This is a genomic window from Microcoleus sp. w2-18bC1 (assembly GCF_036700365.1).
In the GTDB taxonomy this organism is placed as follows: domain Bacteria; phylum Cyanobacteriota; class Cyanobacteriia; order Cyanobacteriales; family Microcoleaceae; genus Microcoleus.
In genome coordinates, this window is record NZ_JAUBOS010000030.1 from 66,034 (window position 1) to 67,835 (window position 1,802).

The 1,802-nt window shown below is 39.8% G+C and carries 1 protein-coding gene; it reads right to left on the bottom strand.

Annotation, left to right across the window (positions count from 1 at the left end; all coding sequences use genetic code 11):
• Window positions 1–1,802 (bottom strand): AAA family ATPase (locus QT979_RS16960; RefSeq protein WP_333311148.1); only part of this gene is annotated, 1,802 nt, incomplete at both ends.

Below are 1,802 nucleotides of genomic sequence, written 5' to 3' on the forward strand. Positions count from 1 at the left end.
GTCTTTCATCTTTTCGGCATGAATTAATGAAGCAATTTCTTGGTTTGCCAAGTTAGCTGTAGCTGTCGCCATTTCCGCATTAATCGCCTCACTTAAACTATCTTCAGCCAAGTCTATGCCCAGCAAGTGAAGCGCTTTTAATCCCGATTGAACTGCTGCTTCATATTTACTCAGCAGAGTGTACTGCACGATCAAAATGTTGTATATTTCGGCTTTTTCTAGCTCAGATTTTGCCTGAGCAAATGCCACTTCTATTAAAGCTTCTGATTCTTCAAAATTGCCGTTTAAATATTCGGCTTCTGCCAGCTCCTTATGAAAGGTAAAAGCTAGTTCGTAGGAGTCTTGCCAAATATCGCCCGGCAAAATTTCTCGACCGAATTTTAAGTAGTCTCTGGCAGCAGCATAAGCCGTTGCATCTTTGGCTTTGCGAGCTGCTGTTAAATTTAAAATAGCTAGTTCAATTTTCTCGTGTTCATCAATGATTAAAGTCCGACCCGAATTCAAATGATCAGCAATTTCAAAAATTCTTTCGGCTCGTCGCTCAGGAGAAATATTTGCTAGTAATAGACGACCAATTTGTAGGTGAATTGCGGTTTGCAGTTTTGAGTCAATCAATGCGTAACCGGACTGCTGCACGCGGTCATGCAAAAATTTATAAGTAGTAATTACTAAGTGTGAGTTAATTATTTCTGATTCGGTAGCACCTAACTCAGAAGTAGTTAAGATTAATCCCTCTTGGATGGCGGGCAATAGTTCTTGAAAGGTGGTTCCCCAAGATTTTTCGTTAATAATTGAAAGAGTGTTTAAGTCAAAACTATTACCCACGCAAGCAGCCAAACGCAAAACTTGCTGAGTTGATGCGGGCAGTCTTTTCAATTTTCCTAGCATCAATTCAATGACGTTATCAGTAATACCTACTGATTCAATTTCTGATATATTCCAATCCCAGTTTCTTTTTTGAAAGTTGAATTTCAGCAGGTTTTCTTGATAGAGAGTTTTGAGAAACTGATTGACAAAGAAAGGATTACCTTGAGTTTTATTGAGCACTAACTCGGCTAGGGGGAGTGCTGATTTTGTGTCTTTACGCAGGGTATCAGCAATTAAGTTAGCTATCTGGTGAAGGTGTAAGGGAGCTAAAGTAATTCGCTCGATTCTTGCACCTTGATTTTGCAGCTCGTCCAAAGTCATCATTAAAGGATGAGATGGGTTAACTTCGTTGTCTCGATAAGCACCAATTAGAAATAGATAGTTGGTTTGCTCATCTGCTATCATTACTTGTAGCAGTTTCAACGTGGCGGCATCAGCCCATTGTAAATCGTCGAGAAAGATGACTAAGGGATAGTCAACTGAACAAAAGACGCGGATGAATTTTTGAAAGACTAAATTAAAGCGGTTCTGTGCTTCTGTAGTGCCTAATTCTTGTACGGCTGGCTGTGGGCCAATGATTAATTCTACTTCGGGAATGACATCGACAATGATTTGACTATTAGCGCCAACAGCAGCTAATATTTTTTCTTTCCAGCTATTGAGTTGATTTTCGCTTTCTGTTAAGAGTTGCTTGACTAATGATTGAAAGGCTTTGACAACGGCGGCGTAAGGAATATTTCGTTGAAATTGGTCGAATTTTCCGGCTATAAAATAACCTCTGGCTTTAGTAATTGGTTTATAAACTTCTTGTACTAAGGCGGATTTTCCAATGCCAGAGTAACCGGATACTAGCATCATTTCGGTGCTGCCTCTGCTGACTCGCTCAAAGGCTGCTAATAAGGTTTCAACTTCTGTTTCTCTGCCGTAGAGTTTTT